Origin of the sequence: Noviherbaspirillum sp., from assembly GCF_036563305.1 — a bacterium.
GTDB lineage: Bacteria > Pseudomonadota > Gammaproteobacteria > Burkholderiales > Burkholderiaceae_D > Noviherbaspirillum.
Genome location: NZ_DATCMQ010000017.1, coordinates 308,274 through 326,427 on the forward strand (window position 1 = coordinate 308,274; position 18,154 = coordinate 326,427).

An 18,154-nucleotide genomic window follows, 5' to 3' on the forward strand; every position below is an offset into this window, starting at 1 on the left:
ACTCAGCGCGAACGTGGCACCGCGATGACCCCGACCTGCTGCAGGCCGGCGGCCAGTGGCTTGACCACGAGCATCTCTCCTGACCCGAGGGACACGCCGGTAAGCGCAATGATGTTCTGACTGTGGGTAACCAGCACGAGATTGCCATGGGCCGGCCGGCCTGCAATGATCGCCTTCAGCGCGTCCAGCTTGTGCTTGCCGCGCGACGCCTCCTCGCGGAACATCGAGTCCAGCGCGGGTTCCGGCTCGACTGTCGCGAAAGCCAGGCGGGCGGTGTCCAGGCACCGGCACCATCGGCTGGAGCGTACCTGTGAGACATTGATCCCCCGATCGCGAAATGCCTGTCCGATCTGCCTCGCATCCTTGCGGCCGTCAGCCGAGAGGTTGCGCTGCGTGCGACAGTCTTCGAGAGCGAAACCGGGTGGATCGCCGATGCCGGCTTCCGTCTGCGCATGCCGCATCAGAACCACGTGGCCGCCCTCCCGCAACGCATTCCATGCCACGAGCGCATCGGATTCCGCAGCCTCGGCTGGCTGCGCGGCACCGGACGCGATCAACGAAAGGGGCAGCAACAAAGCCTGGATCAGCCGGCGCATCTTCCGCCCCCGCAATGGTGCAGCACCTCCATCATCTGCGCAAACTTCACCGGCTTCTCGAAAACCCGGACAAAGCCGGCCTCGAGCGCACGGCGGTGTTCGTCCGGACCGTCATAGCCGGTGACGGCGACCAGGGGTATATGCGAAAAACGGGGGTCGGCGTGCAGTACGGAGGCAACATCGTAGCCGCTGGTTTCGCCGGGGAGACGCAGGTCGCAAAACACCAGGTCCGGCGCCTCGTCTTCCACCATGCTGAGGGCGGAACGCCCGTTGAAGGCGACCCGGGTGGTGCAACCCATGACTTCAAGAAGGTCGCAAAACAGCTTTGCAAGGTCGCGGTTGTCTTCAATCACCATGATGCGCAGCGGAACGCCGCGCGCCGCGCTCCTGCCGGTATCATTGGCGACGCTCATGTTGGTTTTCCTCTGAGGAAGTCATGCAGTTTTGGCTGGCGGACTAGGCTCTCATCAGCCGTGCAGGAGGCTGGTTCATGCCGGCACGCCTGATGCGGAGGGCAAAAGCCGCCATGCCGGGTAGGTGCGAGTTCATTGGTGTGTGCGATTGCAACGGGCGGCGAAGCGGCGCCATGGGTGCACGACCGCCTCGCCGCCGTGAAGCGGATTACCTGCTGCCCGAACCAGAAGCACCGCTCTTGCCGGATTCCTGTCCGGAACGCGCGCCGTGATGCTTGCGGCCTTTCATCCCGTGCCGGTCGGAAGCCGAATCGCTGCTGCCGGAACTGGCTCCCGTCCCCTGTGATTGCTGGCTGGCCTGCAGTTCGGCCGCGCGGCGCTCGACTTCAGCGACCTTTGCCGGGTCGGTGCTCTCGCGGATTTCGGTGCTCGGCGACTGGGTCTGCGCCTGGCTCGCTGCTGCAAATGCAAGGGTGGACACGAGTACGGCGATGATTTTTTTCATTGCTACCTCCATTGTCATAGGATGCATGCGCGACAGGCGCATGCCGATACGTTGCCGCATGCGCAGCAACGCCCCTGTCCACTACGACTGCTTGCGCCGTGTCCGGTTTCGGCAACGGACAAAAAGTTTGCGCGGGCATTGCATCGCTGCGGCGTCCTGGGAACCTGCGGCGGCCTGGAGTGTGATGCCGCGAAGTTCTCCTAGAACCCGATCCGACGGCGCGCCAGGTCGGCCTTCACCCGCACGTCCTCCGGAACCAGCGCATCCCGCCCGGCAGCAACGGCGTGGCCGAGGCCGTCGAGCAGCGCCTTGCGCATTTCCCGTGGAGAGACATCCGACAGCTTGTCGAGCACGCCATCGGCCAGGTCCGCATCGATGTGCTTGATGTTCAGCTCCCGAAGGAGACCGGCGTACACCCGCCGGGCGATGGCCGCCGCCTGTTCATTGTTTGGGGCGGGGACCTCGTACACCGCCATGCGGGACAGCAGCGCGGTGGGAATGCCCTCCAGGCTGTTGGCGGTGAGGACCCAGAACACCTGGCTGGCGTCGAGATCGACATCGATGAACTCGTCATGGAACGCGCGCGAGGTTTCCGGTTCGAGCAACTGGTACAGCGCGGCCATCGGGTCGGACTGTGTGGAGCCGGTCGCCTTCTCCACCTCGTCGAGCAGGACCACCGGGTTGGCAAACTTCCCCTTCACGAGCCGCTCGGCGACCTTGCCGCACTTTGCCCCCTTCCAGGTCGAGGAACTGCCGGTGATGACGAAACCGGCCGACAAGGCGTTCATGCTGATGAATTCGAATTCGGTGCCCAGAACCGAGGCGAGGCGCTTCCCGAAGTGGGTCTTGCCCACGCCAGGGTCGCCGAGGAGCAGGACCGGCATCAGGTTGAAACTCGCTCCACCGGCGATGGCGAGGCCCAGATAGCGCTTGAGGTCATCGAGCACCTCGCCGAAGTTCGGGCAGTCTTCGTACAAGGGCTCCAGGGCCCCGGTCGATGATGGGGTAGTCACAAAACGTTCCGCCCCCAACTCGAGCATATCTTCGTAAAACGCCTCGAGCTCGGGTGATTTCAGTGCACGCGCCCTTTCCTGAGCGCTTTCGACGGCTTGCATGCTGTAGATAGGATGAGAGCGGGCGATACTGATCGTCATTGCAAACTCCTGAAACGCTTGTTCTCCTGCAGTTTGTGGATGGACGGCAAAAAGATCAAGTGGACACCACTTACGCCTTGGCGGCGGTGTCGTGTCGGCAGCAATGCAAACTTCGTTCCATGCGGGGAAGTCGCCGCGAGCACTCGACGGCGCAGTCTGCTGACAAGCCCGTCGTCAGTGCGCGGTGGGAGACGCAGAAAGCATGTCGGCGACCGCCACCGCGATGGCATCGGATACATCGATGGCATTGCTCGGATGGGCAATGGTATTGCAGCTGACGATGCGCCCCGCTCCCGCTGCCTGCAGGTCCGCATACGCATCCTCAGCAAATACCGGGTGTATCGCGATGCAGACCGGCTCGCGCAGTCCGGCCTCGTGCAGGCGGCCGACGGCGGCAATCAGGGTGCGTGCGCTGGAGGCGATATCGTCGACAAGCACAGGCGTGCATCCACCGCTGCTTGCACACAGGGACGAGACCGTGACTTCCCGGTCACCGTAACGCGTCTTCGTCAGCACGGTGCAGTCGCATCCGACGCGCTTGGCGACCGCGCCGGCCCACTGTTCGCTCTCCGCGTCAGGGCCGATGATCAGCGGATGCGCGACGTTTTCGCGCACCCAGTCGGCGATGGCGGACGCGGCGTGCACATTGCGCGTCGGGATGCTGTAGATCTCGGCCAGCCGGCGGTATCTGTGCAGGTGGGGATCGACCGTGACCATCCAGTCGCAAAAGTCCGACACGAAGCGGGCAAAATGGCGAGACGTCACGCCCTCGCCTTCCTTGAACCGCGCGTCCTGCCGCATGTACGAGAGATAGGGCGCAACCAGACCTACCCGCCTGGCGCCGTGTTCGCGGGCGGTGCAGGCCGCGAGGTACAGCTGCATGATGCGTTCGTCAGGCCTGTCGAGCGTGCATACCAGGATCACGTCGCGCCCGTGCACGGGAGACAGCATGCGGACATATGACTCGCCGTCCGGGAAGCGGCGCACCTCCATCCGTCCGATCTCACATCCCAGCGCGCGATCGAGTGCGAGCGCAAAGCGCTCGTTGCCCGGCATGGCGAAAAGTATCGGGATCACGTCCACTCCTTCGTCAAACAATCCTGCCTGCGCGGACGCGTTCGCCGAGCCGGCGCCGTCCGGTGCAGAAGCTACGATTGTCGCTGCATCGCCCACGGTGAGGCATTGATCGCGCATAAGCCGGAAGCCGAAGACATGCCCGACGTAAAGTCATCGTGTTTATCCGCCGTCACGATGCCGTGCCTCCCTGCGGCAGGCGCCGCGAAAGCCCTTGATTGAGGACAAGCGACGGCGCATCGCATTCCGGGCCGGCAGGATCACCGGCCTGCGACGTGAGGCGGCGCGATTGCGATCAAGCGTGTGCACGCATCTTGCTAACCCAGCGGATGCAAGGGCATAGCCGTGCGACTCCCCGCCTTCACGCGACGGGCCATTGATTGACACGCCTCATCATTCGTTCTTTTTGGAGCGCCCTATACTTAGCCTGACAGCGAGAGAAACGTAATCCGATTTCGGGTGTCCATCCTGAACACTCGATGACTATACGGGGAGCATCTGCAATGACGACTCAAAGCGAAGTCAATCGTACCGAACAGCAAGAGGACCTGCTGAAGAGCCTGGTGGCATTTACGAAGGATCACCGGGCGGTCTACTGGTCGGGAACGCTCTCCAGCTTCCTTGAGCGGGTGATGACCGCGAATCCGCAAGGCGCCGCGCGGACATCGCATCAGTACATGTGGGACATGATCCGGTGGATGGGCGGCGAGGATGAAAGCGGCAACTTCCGCTGCAAGCTGTTCGACCAGGAGCTGTTCGGCGTCGACGAGTCGATCGGCCGGGTCGTCGACTACTTCAAGGCCGCGGCCGCCGGGTCCGAGGTCGGCCGGCGCCTGCTCCTGCTGCTCGGACCGCCGTCCGGCGGCAAATCGACGCTGGTGATCCTGCTCAAGCGCGGACTCGAGGAGTACAGCCACACCGAGGAAGGCGCGCTGTATGCGATACAGGGCTGCCCGGTGCATGAATCGCCTCTGCACCTGGTGCCGCACTCCCTGCGCCCGCGCTTCCGCGAGACCTACGGCGTCGAGATCACCGGCGAGGTATGCCCGTACTGCCGGTCCCGGCTTGAGGACGATTACGGCGGGGACTTCCTGCGCATGCCGGTGGAGCGGGTCTTCATTTCCGAGGCGGGACGGGTCGGCATCGGCACCTACGCCCCGCACGACCCGACCACCGCGGACCTCGCCGATCTGGTCGGATCGGTCGACCTCTCGAAGGTCGCCCAGTACGGAGATGAAGGCGACCCCCGCGCCTGGTCCTGGTCCGGCGCCGTCTATGCTGCCAGCCGCGGCATGCTCGAGATGATCGAGATCCTGAAGGTCAAGCGCGAATTCCTCTACCTGCTGCTGACGCTGACGCAGGAGCGCAATGTCAAGGTGTCGCGCTTCCCGCTGATCTACCTGGACGAGACCATTCTCGCGCACACCAACCTGGCGGAGTTCCGCAAGTTCCTGCAGGAGAGCGAGAACGAAGCGCTGCTCGACCGCATGGTGATCATCCAGGTGCCCTATACGCTGAATTACAAGGATGAGGCCCGAATTTACAAGAAACTGATTTCCTCGGCGGCGCCGGCCTTCCGCCAGGTTCACCTCGATCCGCATGTACTGCATGCGGCTGCGGTGTTCGCGATCCTCACCCGCCTGCACGAGGCCGACGACAAGGAGCTGGAGCTCGGGAAGAAGGTCCGGGTCTACGCCAACGAGGAAGTCGAGGGCTATGCGCACGCGGAGACCGAGCGCCTGCGCCAGCGCATGCCGGAGGAAGGCCTGTCGGGCATCTCTCCCCGCTTCGTGATCAACGCGCTGTCGAATGCGATCATCCAGAACAACGCCAGGAGCCTGACCACGATGGACGTGCTGCTGGCCTTGAAGGATGCGATCGACAACGACGCGCGCATCGACCCGAAGCGCAAGCGCAAGTGGATCGACTACCTGGTGCTGGCCAGGAAGGACTTCTACAACCGCTGGGTCAAGGAGGACGTCCACAAAGCGCTGTTCGTCTCCTTCGAACAGGAGGCGCAGGACCTGCTCGACAAGTACCTGGACGAAGTCGAGGCCATGCTCGACAACCGCCAGATCAAGGATCCGATCACGAACGAGGAGCGCCGGCCGGACGAACGCTTCCTGCGCGCGGTCGAGGAAAAGATCCACATCTCCGACTCGGGCAAGCAGTCGTTCCGCCAGGAGGTCGTGCGCAAGGCGATGGGTGCCTACAAGCGCGGCGAGAAGTTCACGCTCGACAGCCACGCCCAGTTGCACAACGCCGTCCAGCAGTACCTGTTCGAGCAGCGCCGCGACGTGCTGCGCCTGGTGAGTTCAAGCACCCGGCCGGACGAGGAAGTCAGGCAGAAAATCTCCGTGGTCGAAAAGCGACTGACCGATGAATACGGCTACGACAGCCACAGCGCGCGCGAGGCATTGAACTACGTCACCACGCTGATGGCACAGGAATAGGCAATTCCTATGACTCATCACATCACGATCTCTGTTGAAACGCCGTGGTACGACCTGTTTTCACGCGGGTCGCGCGACTGGCTTCGGCACAACGAGAAGGTGCGCGAGGCGGTGCAGCAGAATCTTCCCAACCTGGTGGCCGGGCCCGACGTCATCACCGGTTCCCAGGACAGGACCGTGCAGGTGCCGGTGAAGTTGCTCGAGCACGCCCGCTTCCGGCTGTCCGACGCCTCTTCCCAGAGCAGCGCGGGCCAGGGCCGGGGCAAGCCGGGGGACGTGCTGCGGCAGGCGCAGCCCGACATGGGCGGGGACGAAGGCGAAGGCGGCAACAACGACGGCGAAGTCAAGATGCTGCTCGAGTTCAAGGTCGACGACATCATCGACTGGCTGTGGGAAGAGCTGCAACTGCCCGACCTGCAGCCCAAGCGCAACACCGCCATCAATGATGACGAGTACGTGCGCGAAGGCTGGGACAAGCACGGCGCGCGGGCGCGCCTCGATCGCCGCCGGACGGTGAAGGAGGCGGTCAAGCGGCGCGCGACGCAGGTGAACCCGGTGCCGTTCACCAACGAGGACTTGCGCTTCAAGCAACTGGTGCACCGGCGCAAGCCGGCCACCAATGCGGTCGTGATTTTCGCGCTTGACGTTTCCGCCAGCATGACCGATGCCGAGCGCAAGCTCGCCAAGAGCTTCTTCTTCTTCGTGCTGCAGGGCATACGGCGCCGCTACGGCAAGGTCGAGACCCGGTTCATCGCCCACACCACCCAGGCGTGGGAATTCAACGAGCACGAATTCTTCAACGTCAGCGGCACAGGCGGCACCGGGGCATCGACCGCCTTCAAGCTTGCCCTGGAGATGATCGACGCGGAGTACGACCCCTCGCAGTACAACGGTTACCTGTTCTATGCCTCGGACGGCGAGAATTTCACCGAGGACCGGGCGGCGGCCACGGACTACCTGTCCAGGCTCGGCAAGCTGCTCAACTACATCGGGTACGTTGAAACGGTGCCGGGTTCGCCGCGCACCAGCGAAACCGAGATGAAGATGCTCTGCGGCGAGATCGAGCGGAGCGGCGCGCCGGTGGGCAGCAGCATCCTGACCCGCCATGAGGACGTCTGGAAGGCGATCCGCAAGTTCTTCGTGCAGGAACAGACTGAATAAGGACGGGCGCCCTCATGTGCACCACCACCAATTCTCCGGAAACCATCGAACGCCTGAAGCAGTATTCGACACAGATCGAGCAGCTCGCGCGCGATCTGGGACTCGACTACTACCAGGTCGATTTCGAGCTGGTGCCGAACAACTTCATGATGGAGATCGCCGTCTATGGCCTGCCGGTGCGGATGCCGCACTGGTCCTTCGGCGTGCGCTACATCCACCAGCTGATCCGCCAGGGCATGGGGCATTCGCGGATTTTCGAGGTGATGTTCCCCGGCGATCCCTGCCGGGCCTATCTCGTCAATGGCAATACCCTGCCGGAGAACACCCTGGTGACCGCCCATGTGCTCGGGCACGCGGACTTCTCGAAGAACAACCACCTGTTCGCCAAGTTCATGGAAATGGCCGGCGGCCACATCCTCGAACAGGCGGCGGCGCGCGCACACCGGATCGAGACGGCGATACAGGAGTACGGGCAGGAACGTGTCGAGGCAGTGCTGGATGCCGCCCTGGCACTCGAGCCCCATATCGACATCAACCGGGAACTGCATCGGGACCTCTATCCGGAGACCATCGCAAAGCCGGTCCACGAACCCGCGCCGGACGCATTCCAGAAGCGCTTCCGCAGCCTTCCCGGGGAAAAGCCGCATGTCGATGCGCATCCCACAGGGCGACGCCCGCAGCTGCCGCCGCAGCCGGAGTACGACCTGCTCTGGTTCATCGCGCACTACGCACCGGACCTCGAAGGCTGGGAACGGGACATCTTCCTCGCGGTGCGCGAGGAGTCCTATTACTTCTATCCGGTGTTCGCCTGCCAGATCATGAACGAGGGCTGGGCGTCCTACTGGCACGCCCGCCTGCTGCGCGAAGCCGATTTCCTGCCTCAGGACCTGTATCTCTCGGCGATCAAGGCGCACTCCGACGTGGTGCGGCCGTATGCGGCGGAGAAGCAGCTGGCGCTGGCCGTCAACCCGTACCATCTCGGCTTTTCAATGTGGGAAGACATCATCGAGAAACACGGCCTGGAAGCCGCGCGTCGCATTGTCAAGGAAGAAGACGACTTCGGCTTCGTCCGCAACTACCTGACCAAGGACCTCATCGAGAAGCTGGAACTGTTCGTCTATGAAGCGCGGGACGACGGCGACATCCGCATCTCGGAAAACAACGTGCATGCGGTGCACGAGGCCATCCTCGGGCCGAAATTCAACTACGGCGCGCCGCGCATCGCGGCAAATCACATGCACCTGGACGGCAGCCTGCAGCTGCTGCACGACCACCAGAGCGACGGCCGCGGCCTGGACCTGGGGCGGGCCGAGCGCGTGCTGGAATACATCGGCCGGGTCTGGCGTCGCCCCGTCACACTGCACACCGTCGGCGAACGTGGCGAGGCGCGGGTAGTCACCAGCAAGCGCATCTGAGCGTGCGGGCCGGCGGCGACGCCCGCCGCCGCCGCCGGGCCAGGTCGAATCGGATCAGATCAGCTCGCAGCGTATCGTCGCCGGCTCCGCGCAAAGCTTCTGCAGCAGATCGGCCGGTATGCCGGTGTCGACGTCGGTGATCACGTAGCCCAGCGCGCCGCGGGTCTGCAGATGCTGCGCGACGATATTGATCCCCGCCTCGGCAAACTTCGCATTCATCCTGGCGATGACGCCGGGCTCGTTCCGGTGCACGTTGAGCACGCGGCTGAGCGCCTCCTTCTCGAGATGCGGAATTTCCGGGAAATTCACCGCCCAGCGCGTGGTCCCGGCCTTCAGGAAGCGAGCGAGCTTCTCCGCGACCTCGTTGCCGATATTCTCCTGCGCTTCCTCGGTGCTGCCGCCGATGTGCGGGGTCAGGATCACGTTTTCCAGGCCGCGCAGGGGCGAAACGAACTCTTCCTTGTCGTTGCGTGGTTCGGTGGGGAAGACATCGAGCGCCGCACCTGCCAGGCGCTTCTCCCGCAGGGCCTCGTTCAGTGCGTCGATGTCGACCACACCGCCGCGCGAGGCATTGATCAGCACGGCGGTGGATTTCATCCTTGCCAGCCGCTCGGCCGTCATCATGTTCTCCGTCCCCTTGCCGCCGGGGACATGCAAGGTGATGACGTCGGCCTGCTCGATCAGCTGCTCGAGGCTGGCGACAGGCCGGGCATTTCCGAGGGGCAGCTTGCTCTCGACATCGTAGTAGCAGACCCGCATGCCCACGCTCTCCGCCAGGATGCCCACCTGCGACCCGATATTGCCGTAGCCGACGATGCCGAGCACCTTGTTGCGGACTTCATAGGCGCCCTGCGCCGACTTGTCCCACTTTCCCCGGTGCGTGCGTGCGTTCTTTTCGGGGATGCGTCGCAGCAGCAGGATGGACTGGGCAATGACCAGTTCCGCGACCGAGCGGGTGTTCGAGAAAGGCGCGTTGAAAACCGGGATACCGAGCGTCCCGGCCGCGGTCAAATCCACCTGGTTGGTGCCGATGCAGAAGCAGCCGATGGCTTTCAGGCGCGGCAATGCCTTGAGGGTGTCGGCATTGATGTGGGTGGCGGAGCGGATACCGACGGCGTCGGCGTCGGCCAGGGTCGACTTCAGTTCGTCCGGCTTGAGCGCGGTCGGAATCTGGACGATGTCGCTGAAGCCCGCCGCCCGGAGATGCTCGGCCGCGCTGGCGTGGATTTTTTCAAGTAGAACGATTTTAGCCATATCTTCCTCGAATTTAAGATGCAGATACAATGCTTGTGGTTGAATTTACGTCAAATCCGTCCGGCGTGCACGTGCCGGCAATGTTGAACAGGACGGTGTGGGCATGCTTTCGGAACAGAAGATCACGGAAAAGGCCAGTACGGAAACCGTCACGGCGCTGCGCTGGTGGAACGACAGGCTGCTGACCTTTACGACCACGCGTCCGCTGGAATATTCCTTCGCCGCGGGACAGTATGCGCGGCTCGGCCTGCAGGATCCGTCGGGGACCGTCTGGCGGGCCTATTCGATGACCTCCGCGCCGGGCGAGCCGGGGCTGGAGTTCTACGGGGTCATCGTCGAGGGCGGGCAGTTCACGTCCCGCCTGAAGCAGCTCCAGCCCGGCAGCACCATCCTGGTGGAGAAGCAGCCCTACGGCTTCATGACGGCGGATCGCTTCAGCGATGGCGAAGACCTGTGGATGCTGTCGACCGGCACCGGCGTCGGCCCGTATGTCTCAATGCTGCGGGATGCCGCGGTCTGGCGCCAGTTCCGCAACCTGGTGCTGGTGCATGGCGTCCGCCATGCCGACGAATTCGTGTATCACGAGGAGCTTGCCGAGTTGCGCGCCGCCGCACCCGGCCCGGCGGCGCTGCAGGTGATCCGGGCCACCAGTCGCGAAGCGGCACCCGACGCGCTGCGGGGCCGGATCACCGACCTGCTGACCGCAGGCGAACTCGAGCGGACGGCCGGACTGCAGATCGACGCCGACAGGTCGCGGTTGATGATGTGCGGGAATCCGGAGATGATCGAGGACATGCGCAAGCTGCTGCACGCGCGCGGGCTGCGGCCCCAGCGCCGCGCCCTGCCCGGCCATTTCGTCACCGAGAATTACTGGTAGGCGCCGCCGGCGACGCTCACTTCGCCGCGAATATAGTGCTGCAACTGTTCGATGATGTACTGCTGCTCGGAGATGATGTCCTTGACCAGGTCGCCGATGGAAATCAGGCCGACCAGCTTGCCGTTGTCCACGACCGGCAAGTGGCGCAGCCGGTTCTCCGTCATCAGCGCCATGCACTGCTCGTTGCTCTGGTCGGGCCGCACCACGATGACGGGCGCGCTCATGATGGCGGTCACAGGCGTCTCGCGCGATGATCTTCCCCGCAGCTCCACCTTGCGCGCATAGTCGCGTTCCGAAAGGATGCCGAGGACCTCGGGCCCGTCCATCACCAGCAAGGCGCCCACCCCCTTTTCCGCCATCAGCTGCAAGGCGTCGTGGACGCGGGCGTCGGGCGCGACGGCATACACGCTGTTGTCGCTTTTTGTTTGCAGGATCTGTGAGACGGGTTTCATGGCGGCTTTCCTCCGTGGCGGTCTGGCGGGTCATGCGGTCGATACGGCCAGCTTAACGGGATCGCACGGTTTGGCCGTCCCTCTCCCGGGGCAATCGACGGGCAATCTGCGTTGCATCAAGCCCCATTCCTGCCCCCGCACGCCGCCGTCCGGCGCCTTCTCCCTGCATTCGTTATAGGAGGCGCGGCGAGGCATTTCAAGAATGAAACGATACGCATGCCTGCGGTCGCGCCGCTTCAGGCACAGTGCCGGTCCGTCCCGACAGGCGCGAACGGCAGCCAGATCATGAACTCGGCGCCGGCGTCCGGCGCGCTTTCCAGCGTTACCACGCCGCCATGCAGCTCCACCATTTGGCGGACCAGCGACAGGCCCAGGCCGGTCCCCTCGTACCTGCGCGCGAGGCCGCTGTCGAGCTGCACGAAAGGCGCGAACAGGCGATGCTGGTCCTCCTCCCGGATGCCGATACCGGTATCCGCCACGCTGATGGCGACGTAGCGCGCTTCCCTGCAAGGCGTCCCGCCGAACACCCTGCGCCCTTCCAGCTCGACGCCGTTCCCGAGTCGCATCCGCAGGATCACCGTACCTCCCGCGGGCGTGAACTTGATTGCGTTGGAAAGGAGGTTGAAGACCAGCTGGCGCATCTTGCGCTGATCCAGGAGAAGCCCGCCCACCGCTTCCGTCTCGAGCCGCAGCTGCAGCCCCGCGGCCGACGCCTTCTCGCGCGACATGCTGACGCAGGCCTGCAGCAGCTGTTCCAGATCTGTGGGTTCCGGCATCAGCTCCATCTTGCCGGCCTCGATCTTGGACAGGTCGAGGATATCGCTGATCAGGGACAGGAGATGCTTGCCGCTGTCGAAGATGTCGTCGAGCGCCTGACCCTGTTCCGGCGCGACCGGCCCGAGCAGCCCGCTCCGCAGCGCGTCCGAAAAGCCGATGATGGCGTTCAGCGGCGTGCGCAGCTCATGCGACATGTTCGCCAGGAACTCGGATTTCATCCGGCTCGCGTGCGCGAGCGCTTCGTTCTGACGGGCGATCTCGCTGTTGGTGGCCTCGAGCTGCAAGGCGTGCTGCGCGAGTCGGATATTGAGTTCGTTGACCTCGCGTTCCTGCGCGCGCAGCTGCGCATTGACGTGCACCGCCTGTTCGTAGGTCGATACCAGCAAGTCAAGCATCTGCTGCTTGTCGGCGAGGATCCTGCGCCGCTCGCCGTCGAGGACAAGCATGTCATCGCTGCCCTCGCCGCTGCCCCGCCGCCGCGCGGCGGCGACCGTTTGCGCGATGCGGGCCAGCAGGTAGTCGTCGGCGTACGGCTTGCGCACCAGGTTGTCGGCGCCGCACTCGAGGCCGCGCACGATGTCCCGGGGGTCGGCCAGCGAAGTGACCAGGATGACCGGAATGCCTGCCAGCGCGAGATCGGATTTGATGGCATGGCACAGGTCATAGCCGTCCATTTCCGGCATCACGATGTCGGACAGGACCAGGCCGGGTTGCCGCTCCTGGACCGCGACCAGCGCACGCCGGCCGTTGGTTTCAACCCGAACCCGGTAGCCGTGATGCTCGAGCAGGTAGCGCAACCTGCCCGCCTGGGTGGGACTGTCTTCCACGATCAAGATATCAATGACGTCGGCTGGAGTGGTATGCACGCGGGATCCATGGGAAGTATGCAGGGCTCGATAATCTCGGCGCGCCGGTGCAATGCCGGGTCGTCATCCACCCCTCGCGCGGCCGGCTGATCACCTTCAGTGCCGGCCCGCCTGTTTCGGACCGTCGCCGGCCGGCACCGGCGCTGACCGGCGCGCCAGCAGAAAGAATGCATCGTCGACCGACTTGACCAGCTGCATCTCGTCCAGCGGCTTGAGCAGCGCGCGGTACGGGCCGGCCCGATTGACGGCCTCGGCAAGACGATGGAAATCGGGACGCCCGCAGAGCAGGATTCGTACCGTTTCCGGGTACATCTCGCGCACCCGTTCCAGGAACGTGCTGTCGTCGCCGTCATCGAACTCCTGCGCGGCGAGAACGACGCCGACGTCATGCAATGCCAGCAGCCCCTGCGCGTCCTCCGGCCCGCCCGCCACCAGCAAGGTCCAGCGTTCGCGCTCGAGGACGCGCTGCGCCATGGAAAGCGTTGCCGGGTCCGGATCAACCAGCAGCAGGCTCCGGCGCGCCCAGGAGGCGGACGGCGGCGGATCCAGGCCGCGGCCACTGGCCAGCAACCGGACGATTTCCTCCGGCGGCACCGCGCGGCTGAACAGGAATCCCTGCATCTCGTCGCAGCGCAGCTTGCGCAGGTAATTGCACTGTTCGATGGTCTCGACGCCTTCCGCGATCGCGCGCAGGCCGAGGTTGCCCGCCATCGCCAGGATGCTGCGCACCAGCGCGGCGCTGCCCGCATGCGCGGACATGTCGGCGATGAACGAGCGGTCGATCTTGATGCGGTCGACCGGGTAGCGGCCCAGGTAGCCGAGCGAGGAGTAGCCGGTACCGAAATCGTCGAGCGACAAGGTGACGCCCAACGCCTTGAGCCGGTGCATTGCGTCGATGGTCTGTTCGGCGTTCTCGAGGATCAGTCCCTCCGTGAGCTCGAGCTCCAGCCGGCCGGGGGCAAGCCCGCTTGCTTCCAGCGCCTCGACCACGGTGCTGACCAGGCAGTCGAGCCGGAACTGGAGCGCCGAGACGTTCACGCCGATGCGCATGGGCGGCATGCCCTGGCAGTCCCAGGCGCGTGCCTGCGCGCAGGCGGACCGCAGCACCCAGGCGCCGACCGCGGGCATCAGGCCGCACTCTTCCAGCACCGGCACGAATTCGCCCGGCGATACGTGCCCATGCCGGGGATGCCGCCACTGGAGCAAGGCCTCCACGCCGACCACCGTGCCGCTGTCCAGCGCAAGCTGCGGCTGGTAGTACAAGCGGAACTCGTCGCGCTCGATCGCGCGGTGCAGGTCGGCCTCCATTTGCATCCGCAGCTCGAGTCCGTGATCGAGCGTGCTGCTGTAGATCCTGAAGCCGGCTTCGCCGTTGTCCCGCCGGGCGGCGACGCGCGCGCGTCGCAGCAAGTGGACGATGTCGGCTTCCTGCGAAGGATAGGCGGCGGCGCCGACGGACGGGTGAAGAAAGGCTTCGCTTTCGCCGATCCGCACCGGGGCCTGCAGGGATCGCAGCAGGCGCGCGGCGAAGGTGGCCATGACCGTGGCGTCATCCATTCCCGGCACCGCCATCACAAACTCGTCCTGCGCAAGCTGGGCAACGAAGCTGTCGTTGGAGCGCAGGCTTTCGAGGCGGGCGGCAATGATGCGCAGCATTTCGTCGGTCGCGATGCGCCCGTGGATCTGCACCGCCTTGTCGAGGCGCTGAAGGCGGATGTCGAACAGGGCCAGGCTGCCGGCAGCCGCCAGCAACGGCAGCCGCTCGTCCAGCAGCGCACGGTTCGGCAGGCCTGTCTGGGCGTCGTAGAAGGCGAGGTAATAAAGCTTGGATTCGGCCGCAAGCCGCCGCTGCTCGTCATGCATGTGCGCTACCGAGAACGCGATATCGTCGACGACCTCGTCAAGCAGCGCGACCACCGCCTCGTCGAAACAGCCGGTGCCATCGGCATACAGGACGAAAATCCCGGAGGTCCTGCCCCCTTCCCTCAGCGGCAGGCCGGCCATCGAGCGAAATCCGGCAGCCAGCAATTCTTCGGCGTCATGCCCTGGCGGCAGGGCGTGCAGGTCGTTGAAGATGCACGGCGCACCGTTGCTGCGGACGATGTCGGCAAGACCGCCGCTCGACACCAACCGCTGTCGAATCCCGTCCTCCGGCCCCTCTGCCAGCACGCCGGCCCTGCCGCAGGAGGTCATCAGCCGTACTGCGCCGCTCACCGGATCGATCAGCCCGATCCAGGCGAAGCGGAACATGCCCGATTCCACCGCGATGCGGCAGGCTTCCCGGTACAAGGCATCGGGGGACTCCGCGCGCACGATCGCGCGATTGATCCGGCTGAGCATCTGCAGGACACGGTTGGCGCGGTCGAGGCTTGCGATCGGCGGCCTATCCACGCGCATCCCCTCCGTCACCCCGCGGTTGCAGCAGGCGCCGCAGCACCTCCGACAGTTGCCAGCGGTCGACCGGCTTGACGATCAGCGCGGCGGCGCCAGCCGTGGCGGAACGACTGCGGGCGCCGGCGTCGTCGAGCGACGTCACGATGACGACGGGAATGGCAGCGGTACGGGGATCGGCGTTGAGCGCCCGCGCAGCGTCGAAACCATCCAGCCCGGGCATCATCAGGTCGAGCAGGATCAGGTCCGGGCGTCCGCTGCGCGCAAGCGCGATGCCGTTTTCGCCGCAGTCGGCGGTGACGGTACGATACCCGTCGGCGCGGACGAAGACTTCCAGTAGCCGCCGGTTGCGCTCTTCATCGTCGACGATCAGGATGGTGGACGGCCGCGCGTCTGCTCCCTCCTTTGCCACACCGGCGTTCCTGGCAACGCTGTCATCGGTGCGACGATCCTGCCTTGCGCCCGGTGGTACTGCATCTTTCCTGCATCGTCCGCGCGCGGGTTCTGGGCGCGCGGCCCGGGTGCTGCTTTCCGGCATGGGTTGCCCCGTTTTGTTCTCCTCGATCCCCTCATATTGCCAATCGGAAACTAGGTGGCGTTGATATTTCTCAATTTCGGGACGGCGACGGGCGAAAAAAAACCCGGCCTGTGCCGGGTTTTCCTGCCGCCTCAGGCGCGGATCAGTTGAAGGTCTTGCCTTCTGCGGCCAGGCGCGCCAGCAGCGGTGCCGGCTTCCAGGCCTCGCCGTGGCGACCCTTGGCGAAGCGCTCCATCGTCATCACGACGTTCTGCAGTCCGACCGTGTCGGCGTAGAACATCGGGCCGCCGCGGAACAGCGGGAAGCCGTAGCCGGTCAGGTAGACCATGTCGATGTCGGAGGCGCGCTGGGCGATACCCTCTTCCAGGATGTAGGCGCCCTCGTTGACCAGCGCAAACACCAGCCGCTGCACGATCTCCTCGTCGCTGATCTTGCGACGCTCGATGCCGAGGTCGGCCGAGTGCTTGACGATCATGTCGTTGACCAGCTGCGACGGACACGGCTTGCGGTCGCCCGGCTTGTAGTCATACCAGCCGGCCGAGGTCTTCTGGCCGAAGCGTCCCATCTCGCACAGCAGGTCCGCGGTCTTGGAATAGGTGACTTCGGGCTTTTCCACATAGCGGCGCTTGCGGATGTACCAGCCGATGTCGTTGCCGGCCAGGTCGCCCATGCGGAACGGACCCATGGCAAAACCGAACTTCTCGATTGCCTTGTCGACCTGCTCCGGCAGTGCGCCTTCCTCCAGCAGGAAACCGGCCTGGCGGCTGTACTGCTCGATCATGCGGTTGCCGATGAAGCCGTCGCAGACGCCCGACACCACGCCGGTCTTCTTGATCTTCTTCGACAGCGCCAGCGAAGTCGCCAGCACGTCCTTGCCGGTCTTCTCGCCACGGACGATCTCGAGCAGTTTCATCACGTTGGCCGGGCTGAAGAAATGCAGGCCGATCACGTCCTGCGGACGCTTGGTGAAGGCGGCGATCTTGTTGACGTCCAGCGTCGAGGTGTTGGAGGCGAGGATGGCGCCCTGCTTCATCACTTCGTCCAGCTTCTTGAACACCTGTTCCTTGACGCCGAGATCCTCGAACACGGCCTCGACAACGATGTCCGCCTGGCCGATCTCCTCGTACGACAGGGTGCCGGTGATCAGGCCGACGCGCTGGTCGAACTTCTCCTGCGTCAGCTTGCCCTTCTTCAGGGTGTTCTCGTAGTTCTTGCGGATGGTGGCCAGGCCCTTGTCGAGCGCTTCCTGCTTCATCTCCAGGATCTTGACCGGGATGCCGGCGTTGGCGAAATTCATCGCAATGCCGCCGCCCATGGTGCCGGCGCCGATGACTGCCGCGCTCTTGATTGCGCGGGTCGGGGTGTCCTCGGGCACGTCGGGCACCTTGCTCGCGGCGCGCTCGCCGAAGAAGGCATGGCGCAGTGCCTTGGACTCATTGGTCTGCACCAGGTCGACGAACAGTTCGCGCTCGTACTTGATGCCGTCGTCGAACTTCATGGTGACGGCCGCGCCGACCGCATCCACGCACTTGAGCGGCGCCGGGAACGGGCCCGACATCGCCTTCACGGTATTGCGCGAGAACTGCAGGAAGGCTTCATGGTTCGGGTAATCGATCTTGATGTCGCGCACGCGCGGCAGCGGACGCACGTCGGATACCTTCTCGGCCAGCGCCAGGGCGGCCTGCAGCACGTCGCCTTCCACCACCTCGGTAAACAGCGCCGTCTTCGACAGTTTTTCCGACGGCACGGGGGTGCCGGAGACGATCATGTTCAGGCCGAATTCCAGACCCACCACGCGTGGCAGGCGCTGGGTGCCGCCGGCGCCCGGCAGGATGCCCAGCTTCACCTCGGGCAGCGCGATCTGCGCGCCCTTTTGCGCTACGCGGTAGTTGCAGCCGAGGGCCAGCTCGAGGCCGCCGCCCATGCAGACGGTGTGGATCGCGGCGATCACCGGCTTGGTCGAATTCTCGACGACATTGATCACGGTGTGCAGGGTCGGTTCCTGCATCGCCTTCGGCGTATTGAATTCCTTGATGTCGGCGCCGCCGGAGAATGCCTTGCCTGCGCCGGTGATGACCACCGCCTTGACCGCGGCATCGTCAAGCGCCTTCTTCATGCCTTCCACGATGGCGCTGCGGGTTGCGTGGCCGAGGCCGTTCACCGGTGGATTGTTGAGCGTGATGACGGCGACCGCGCCGTTGACCTTGTATTCGGCAGTCATATCTCTT

Annotated in this window: 15 protein-coding genes; 4 read left to right on the forward strand and 11 right to left on the reverse strand. The window is 64.7% G+C overall.

Features of this window, described 5'->3' with window-relative positions; genetic code table 11:
• Positions 1–2: 2 nt before the first annotated feature.
• The 5 genes from VIM12_RS21090 to VIM12_RS21110 all read right to left on the reverse strand — a co-directional run bounded on the left by VIM12_RS21090 (position 3) and on the right by VIM12_RS21110 (position 3,745).
• Positions 3–596, reverse strand: coding sequence for a histidine phosphatase family protein (locus VIM12_RS21090; protein WP_331944461.1), 594 nt, complete (start codon positions 594–596; stop codon positions 3–5).
• Positions 584–1,009 carry a response regulator gene (locus tag VIM12_RS21095; RefSeq protein WP_331944463.1) on the reverse strand — a complete coding sequence of 142 codons (426 nt, stop codon included), beginning with the start codon at positions 1,007–1,009 and terminating at the stop codon, positions 584–586. The genes VIM12_RS21090 and VIM12_RS21095 overlap by 13 nt, the downstream gene beginning before the upstream one ends.
• Positions 1,010–1,217: 208 nt before the next feature.
• Complete coding sequence (locus VIM12_RS21100; RefSeq protein WP_414691820.1) at positions 1,218–1,574, reverse strand: hypothetical protein; 357 nt, start codon at positions 1,572–1,574, stop codon at positions 1,218–1,220.
• Positions 1,575–1,714: 140 nt separating this feature from the next.
• Positions 1,715–2,527 (reverse strand): AAA family ATPase, encoded by an 813-nt coding sequence (locus VIM12_RS21105; RefSeq protein WP_331944465.1) that lies wholly within the window; start codon positions 2,525–2,527, stop codon positions 1,715–1,717.
• Between the two features lie 315 nt (positions 2,528–2,842).
• The gene (locus VIM12_RS21110; RefSeq protein ID WP_331944467.1) at positions 2,843–3,745 is read right to left on the reverse strand and encodes a ribose-phosphate pyrophosphokinase; all 903 of its coding nucleotides are present in this window, start codon (positions 3,743–3,745) and stop codon (positions 2,843–2,845) included.
• Between the two features lie 500 nt (positions 3,746–4,245).
• Between VIM12_RS21110 and VIM12_RS21115 the strand changes: the two genes are divergently transcribed.
• Genes VIM12_RS21115 through VIM12_RS21125 form a run of 3 tightly spaced genes read left to right on the forward strand, consistent with a single transcriptional unit; the run spans position 4,246 to position 8,771 of the window.
• A complete protein-coding gene (locus tag VIM12_RS21115; protein WP_331944469.1) occupies positions 4,246–6,195 on the forward strand; it encodes a serine protein kinase in 1,950 nt (649 codons plus the stop codon).
• Between the two features lie 9 nt (positions 6,196–6,204).
• The gene (locus VIM12_RS21120) at positions 6,205–7,356 is read left to right on the forward strand and encodes a DUF444 family protein (RefSeq protein WP_331944471.1); all 1,152 of its coding nucleotides are present in this window, start codon (positions 6,205–6,207) and stop codon (positions 7,354–7,356) included.
• Between the two features lie 14 nt (positions 7,357–7,370).
• Entirely contained in the window at positions 7,371–8,771 is a 1,401-nt protein-coding gene (locus tag VIM12_RS21125; RefSeq protein ID WP_331944473.1) for a SpoVR family protein, read from the forward strand.
• A gap of 54 nt (positions 8,772–8,825) precedes the next feature.
• Here the strand turns inward: VIM12_RS21125 and serA are convergent, their stop codons facing one another.
• Positions 8,826–10,049, reverse strand: coding sequence for a phosphoglycerate dehydrogenase (serA, locus tag VIM12_RS21130; RefSeq protein ID WP_331944533.1), 1,224 nt, complete (start codon positions 10,047–10,049; stop codon positions 8,826–8,828).
• A gap of 79 nt (positions 10,050–10,128) precedes the next feature.
• On the opposite strand from serA, the gene VIM12_RS21135 reads away from it, so the two are divergent.
• Positions 10,129–10,902 (forward strand): ferredoxin--NADP reductase, encoded by a 774-nt coding sequence (locus VIM12_RS21135; protein WP_331944475.1) that lies wholly within the window; start codon positions 10,129–10,131, stop codon positions 10,900–10,902.
• On the opposite strand, the gene VIM12_RS21140 is transcribed toward VIM12_RS21135, so the two are convergent.
• The 5 genes from VIM12_RS21140 to VIM12_RS21160 all read right to left on the reverse strand — a co-directional run bounded on the left by VIM12_RS21140 (position 10,893) and on the right by VIM12_RS21160 (position 18,147).
• A complete protein-coding gene (locus tag VIM12_RS21140) occupies positions 10,893–11,354 on the reverse strand; it encodes a CBS domain-containing protein (protein WP_331944477.1) in 462 nt (153 codons plus the stop codon). The genes VIM12_RS21135 and VIM12_RS21140 overlap by 10 nt on opposite strands.
• Positions 11,355–11,590: 236 nt before the next feature.
• Entirely contained in the window at positions 11,591–12,997 is a 1,407-nt protein-coding gene (locus VIM12_RS21145) for a hybrid sensor histidine kinase/response regulator (RefSeq protein WP_331944479.1), read from the reverse strand.
• A gap of 96 nt (positions 12,998–13,093) precedes the next feature.
• Positions 13,094–15,388, reverse strand: coding sequence for an EAL domain-containing protein (locus VIM12_RS21150; protein ID WP_331944481.1), 2,295 nt, complete (start codon positions 15,386–15,388; stop codon positions 13,094–13,096).
• Positions 15,381–15,800: a response regulator gene (locus VIM12_RS21155; protein ID WP_331944483.1), complete on the reverse strand. Its 420-nt coding sequence runs from the start codon at positions 15,798–15,800 to the stop codon at positions 15,381–15,383. The genes VIM12_RS21150 and VIM12_RS21155 overlap by 8 nt, the downstream gene beginning before the upstream one ends.
• 268 nt (positions 15,801–16,068) lie before the next feature.
• Positions 16,069–18,147, reverse strand: coding sequence for a 3-hydroxyacyl-CoA dehydrogenase NAD-binding domain-containing protein (locus tag VIM12_RS21160; protein ID WP_331944485.1), 2,079 nt, complete (start codon positions 18,145–18,147; stop codon positions 16,069–16,071).
• Positions 18,148–18,154: the final 7 nt, after the last annotated feature.

Excerpts from the sequence above, each read along its gene's own strand:
- VIM12_RS21090 (WP_331944461.1), bottom strand. The coding sequence starts at position 596 with ATGCGCCGGCTGATCCAGGCTTTGTTGCTGCCCCTTTCGTTGATCGCG.
- VIM12_RS21095 (WP_331944463.1), bottom strand. The coding sequence starts at position 1,009 with ATGAGCGTCGCCAATGATACCGGCAGGAGCGCGGCGCGCGGCGTTCCG.
- VIM12_RS21100 (WP_414691820.1), bottom strand. The coding sequence starts at position 1,574 with ATGCGGCAACGTATCGGCATGCGCCTGTCGCGCATGCATCCTATGACA.
- VIM12_RS21115 (WP_331944469.1), top strand. The coding sequence starts at position 4,246 with ATGACGACTCAAAGCGAAGTCAATCGTACCGAACAGCAAGAGGACCTG.
- VIM12_RS21120 (WP_331944471.1), top strand. The coding sequence starts at position 6,205 with ATGACTCATCACATCACGATCTCTGTTGAAACGCCGTGGTACGACCTG.
- VIM12_RS21125 (WP_331944473.1), top strand. The coding sequence starts at position 7,371 with ATGTGCACCACCACCAATTCTCCGGAAACCATCGAACGCCTGAAGCAG.
- VIM12_RS21135 (WP_331944475.1), top strand. The coding sequence starts at position 10,129 with ATGCTTTCGGAACAGAAGATCACGGAAAAGGCCAGTACGGAAACCGTC.
- VIM12_RS21140 (WP_331944477.1), bottom strand. The coding sequence starts at position 11,354 with ATGAAACCCGTCTCACAGATCCTGCAAACAAAAAGCGACAACAGCGTG.
- VIM12_RS21160 (WP_331944485.1), bottom strand. The coding sequence starts at position 18,147 with ATGACTGCCGAATACAAGGTCAACGGCGCGGTCGCCGTCATCACGCTC.